Origin of the sequence: Streptomyces africanus (genome assembly GCF_002150735.1) — a bacterium.
Lineage (GTDB): Bacteria > Actinomycetota > Actinomycetes > Streptomycetales > Streptomycetaceae > Streptomyces > Streptomyces africanus.
Window position 1 is genome coordinate 1 of record NZ_MUKA01000357.1, and the last position, 4,921, is coordinate 4,921.

At 70.0% G+C, this 4,921-nt stretch carries 4 protein-coding genes; 2 read left to right on the forward strand and 2 right to left on the reverse strand.

Annotated features, from left to right (window positions below):
* Positions 1–189: 189 nt before the first annotated feature.
* Positions 190–1,728 carry a peptide MFS transporter gene (locus CCL05_RS35640; RefSeq protein WP_086564784.1) on the reverse strand — a complete coding sequence of 513 codons (1,539 nt, stop codon included), beginning with the start codon at positions 1,726–1,728 and terminating at the stop codon, positions 190–192.
* A gap of 531 nt (positions 1,729–2,259) precedes the next feature.
* Here CCL05_RS35640 and CCL05_RS35645 point away from each other — a divergent pair.
* Both CCL05_RS35645 and CCL05_RS35650 read left to right on the forward strand, forming a co-directional pair.
* On the forward strand, positions 2,260–2,937 hold the full coding sequence (locus CCL05_RS35645; RefSeq protein ID WP_086564785.1) for a response regulator transcription factor: 678 nt from the start codon (positions 2,260–2,262) through the stop codon (positions 2,935–2,937).
* Between the two features lie 38 nt (positions 2,938–2,975).
* Positions 2,976–4,253: an ATP-binding protein gene (locus CCL05_RS35650; RefSeq protein ID WP_086564786.1), complete on the forward strand. Its 1,278-nt coding sequence runs from the start codon at positions 2,976–2,978 to the stop codon at positions 4,251–4,253.
* 41 nt (positions 4,254–4,294) lie between these two features.
* On the opposite strand, the gene CCL05_RS35655 is transcribed toward CCL05_RS35650, so the two are convergent.
* On the reverse strand, positions 4,295–4,804 hold the full coding sequence (locus CCL05_RS35655) for a GtrA family protein (RefSeq protein WP_086564787.1): 510 nt from the start codon (positions 4,802–4,804) through the stop codon (positions 4,295–4,297).
* Positions 4,805–4,921: the final 117 nt, after the last annotated feature.

Here is a 4,921-nt window from a genome sequence, read left to right on the forward strand (position 1 = left end):
CCCCGCGGCCGCCCGCGCCTGCGTCTGCGCGTGCCCGCCGAACGCCGGCCCCCGGCCCTGCCGTGGGTCTCCCCGGACGCCGAACCGCCGAGCTCGACGAGGACGTGAGACAGAGCAAGCCCTGGCACAAGAAGGGCCGCCGCACCTCGAAGGTGCGGCGGCCCGTGCGTCAGGGTCCGGCGGGGCGGGTCAGTGGACGTCGCCCATCAGCGCCTTGACCTTCCTGCGGTACATGTACACCGCGCCACCCGCCAGGGCGGCGAGGACCGCCTCCGCAGCGACCGCGCCCGTGCCGCTCAGGTCGACGCCTCCGACGGCCGGGTTGGAGAGCAGACCCGTCACCGAGTCGCCGGCCGTGACCGCGAGGAACCAGACGCCCATCATCTGGCTGGCGTACTTGGCCGGGGCCATCTTCGTCGTCACCGACAGGCCGACCGGCGAGAGGCACAGCTCGCCGACGGTCTGGATCAGGTAGATGCCCACCAGCCACATCGGGCTGACCAGCGTGTCACCGCCGGCCATACCCATCGGCAGCAGGAAGAAGAAGAACGAGACACCGATGAAGAACAGCGCCGCGGCGAACTTGGCGACCGTGCTCGGCTCCTTGCCCTTGCGGTTGAGCCACAGCCAGAACCAGGCGAAGACCGGGGCCAGGGCCATGATGAACACCGGGTTCAGCGACTGGTACCAGGACGACGGGAAGTCGAAGCCGAGCAGCGAGCCGGAGGCCTTCGTCTCACCGAACGCCTGGACCGTGGAACCGCCCTGGTCGTAGATCATCCAGAAGGCTGCGGCCGCGACGAAGAACCAGATGTAGCCGGTCATCTTCGACTGCTCGACGTCGCTGAGCTCCTTGTCCCGCTTGATCCGGATCAGCACGCCGGCCGGGATGATCAGGCCGATCACCGTGAGCGGGATCATCGCCCAGTTGAGCGTGAAGTGGCCGGTGAGGCCGACGACGCCGTAGAAGACGACCGCGACGACCAGCCAGAGCAGGCCCTTGCGCAGCCAGGACGCGCGCTCCTCGGCCGCCAGCGGCTTGGGCACGACGTTGCTCTGCGGGCTCAGGTTCCGGGTGCCGACGAGGAAGGCGACGAGGCCGATGCCCATACCGACCGCGGCCAGACCGAAGCCGAGGTGCCAGCTCACCTGCTGGCCGACCGTGCCGATGATCAGCGGTGCGAAGAAGGCACCCATGTTGATGCCCATGTAGAAGATCGTGAAGCCGCCGTCACGGCGCGGGTCGTCCGGGCCGTCGTAGAGGTGACCGACCATGGTGGAGATGTTGGCCTTGAGCAGGCCGGAACCCAGGGCCACCAGGGCCAGACCGGCGAAGAAGGGCGCCTGGCCGCCGGGCAGGGCCAGCACCAGGTGACCGGCCATGATCGTGACGGCCGCGATCGCCACGGTCTTGCGCGGACCCCAGACCCGGTCGCCGAGCCAGCCGCCCGGCATGGCGAGCAGGTACACCATCGACAGGTACACCGAGTAGATCGCCGTGGTGGTGGCGAGGTCCATGCCGAGCCCGCCGCCCACGCTGCCCTTCTTGGCGTCGGGCCCGCCGGAGAGCAGGTACACGACGAGCAGGGCCCGCATGCCGTAGAAGCTGAACCGCTCCCACATCTCGGTCATGAACAGAGTGGCCAGTCCGCGGGGGTGGCCGAAGAAGGTCTTCTCGGAGCCGGGGATGCCCGGGCGGGCCGAGTCCTTCGTCAGGCTGGACGCCATGGTCGTTCCTTGCTGGTCGGGACGCGCCCCGCTGACAGCGGTGGGTGCGCCCGGGGGGAGCTGCCGGCACCGGTTCGTACGGCCGTCCGCCCGACGCCTACGGGGGTCCGCTCCGGGTCACGGAGCGGTGGGCGGTCGCCACCGGGATCCACGCCTCTACGCGCGTATCCGCACGACGAGGCCCGGCCACAGGTCGTTTCAGGTCCGGGGAGCCGGTGATGCCGGCCCGCGCACGAACCCGCACACAAAAGAGACCTCCAGGGGCAATCAGCCTCCGAAGGTCGCCGTGGTGCTACAGGCGTTGATTCACCATACGGCAGGACACCGCCGTATATGGAAGGACTTGAGACACGGATCACAGGTGTCGAGGGAACCGTAAGCCCTATTTCCAAGGTCTTTACCAGGATCACACCCCACAGGCAGAGGTCTGTCTGCCTACCCGTCGATCGTAAGAGGCGGGTTTGCCGCGGGTAAGAATCAAGGCTTCCGGTCACACCCCAGCTCAGGGGCTCGCAGGTCTACCATCACCTCATGACCCGTGTACTGCTCGCCGAGGACGACGCGTCCATCTCGGAGCCGCTGGCCCGTGCTCTGCGCCGGGAGGGCTACGAGGTCGAGGTGCGTGAGGACGGACCCACCGCGCTCGACGCCGGAATGCAGGGTGGCGTCGACCTGGTCGTGCTCGACCTGGGTCTGCCCGGTATGGACGGTCTGGAGGTGGCCCGCCGCCTGCGTGGCGAAGGCCACAGCATCCCGATCCTCATCCTGACCGCGCGCGCCGACGAGGTGGACACGGTCGTCGGGCTGGACGCGGGCGCCGACGACTATGTCACCAAGCCGTTCCGGCTCGCCGAACTGCTCGCCCGCGTCCGCGCCCTGCTGCGCCGCGGCGCTTCCGAGCCGCAGCAGCCGCCCGCCACCCACGGTGTACGGATCGACGTCGAGTCGCACCGCGCCTGGATGGGCGAGGAGGAGCTCCAGCTCACCGCCAAGGAGTTCGACCTGCTGCGCGTGCTGGTGCGCGACGCGGGCCGGGTCGTCACCCGCGACCAGCTGATGCGCGAGGTCTGGGACACCACCTGGTGGTCGTCGACCAAGACCCTCGACATGCACATCTCCTGGCTGCGCAAGAAGCTCGGCGACGACGCGGCCAACCCCCGGTACATCGCCACGGTGCGCGGTGTGGGCTTCCGTTTCGAGAAGAGCTGAGCCGCGGGACAGGCACGGGTAGGCACGGGTAACGGGACATGCGCCGCCGACTGATCCAGTCCACGCTCGCCGTGGTGCTCGTCGTGATCGCCGTCTTCGGCGTCTCCCTCGTCATCGTCGAGACCAGGACGATCAGCAACAGCGCCCAGGAGCGGGTGGAGTCCGAAGCGGTCCGGCTGGCCAGCATCGTCGACAGCCGGCTCTTCGGGGAGCAGCAGGTCGACGCGGAGGTGCTGGGCGACCAGATCACGCAGAACCGCTACTACGCGGTGATCCGGATCCCCGGCGAGGCGCCCATCGAGGTCGGCTCCAAGCCGTCCGGTGACGTGATCAGCGCCAGCGCGCCCGGCGAGGAGGGCGAGACGGTCACCGTCCAGGAGCCGCGCTCCTCGGTGACCCGCGAGGTCGGCCGCACCCTGCTCATCATCGCGCTCGTGGCGCTGCTCGCCGTGGTGGCCGCGGTGCTGCTGGCCGTCCGCCAGGCGAACCGGCTGGCGTCGCCGCTGACCGACCTCGCGGAGACGGCCGAGCGGCTCGGCTCGGGCGATCCGCGCCCGCGCCACAAGCGGTACGGCGTGCCCGAGCTGGACCGGGTCGCGGACGTGCTGGACGGCTCGGCCGAGCGCATCGCGCGCATGCTCACCGCCGAGCGGCGGCTGGCCGCGGACGCCTCCCACCAGCTGCGGACGCCGCTCACCGCGCTGTCCATGCGGCTGGAGGAGATCACCCTCACCGACGACCCGGACACGGTGAAGGAAGAGGCGACGATCGCGCTGACCCAGGTCGAGCGGCTCACGGACGTCGTCGAGCGGCTGCTGACGAACTCCCGCGATCCGCGCACCGGCTCCGCCGTCACCTTCGACCTCGACGAGGTCATCCAGCAGCAGCTCGCCGAGTGGCGCCCCGCCTACCGCAGCGCGGGCCGGGCCATCGTCAGCTCGGGCAAGCGGCACCTCGAGGCCGTCGGCACACCGGGAGCGGTCGCGCAGGTGCTGGCCGCGCTGATCGAGAACTCCCTGATGCACGGTGGCGGCACGGTGGCGCTGCGCACCCGCGTCACCGGCAACCAGGCCGTCATCGAGGTCACGGACGAGGGCCCCGGGGTCCCCGCCGATCTCGGCGCCCGCATCTTCGAGCGGGCCATCAGCGGCCGCAACTCCACGGGCATCGGCCTGGCCGTGGCCCGCGACCTGGCGGAAGCCGACGGCGGGCGTCTGGAGATGCTCCAGACCAGCCCCCCGGTCTTCGGCCTGTTCCTGTCCCGCACGCCCGTCCGGAAGTCCCTCGGCGACGAGGACGAGCCGATGATCCGCTGACGCGCGCGGCGGGAAACGCGGCGGGAAAGCGGGAAACGGCCCTACGGCACCCGCTGCCCGGACGCCCGCGACCGCTTGGCCCGCTCGCCCTTCAGGATCGATTCCGCGTCCGCCACCGCCTCACGGGCGGGAAGGGCGCGGAAGACCCAGCTGCGGTACGACCAGAAGCGGAACAGCGTGGCGACGCCGATGCCGAGGAACTTGAAGATGTTGTTCTGCAGCGGGGTGTCCCAGCCGAAGCCGTACGTGGCCGCGTACAGGATGCCGTTCTCGATGACCAGCCCGATCGCGCTGAACAGCAGGAACAGGGTCATTTCCCGCGTACGGCGGCTCTTGTCGCGGTCGCGGTAGGTGAAGTAGCGGAAGCCGACGTAGTTGAAGACGATCGCCACGACGGTCGCGATGACGCTCGCGCGCACCACCTGGAGGTCGGTGACGTGCCGCACCAGGTTGAACACGAGGAGGTTGACGAGCACCCCGGCACCGCCCACCGCGCCGAACTTGGCGACTTCGTGGACGAGCCGTCGGAGCCGCGAGGCACCATGTCCCATGGTCGTGCAGGCCCCCGTCCGTGATTGGCGTCAACTCAGCCATGCTAACCACCCTCCACCGCGATCTTCCTGCGGGCGGCGGTGGGCGGCCGGAGATGGTCCGGGCCGGGCGGGGGT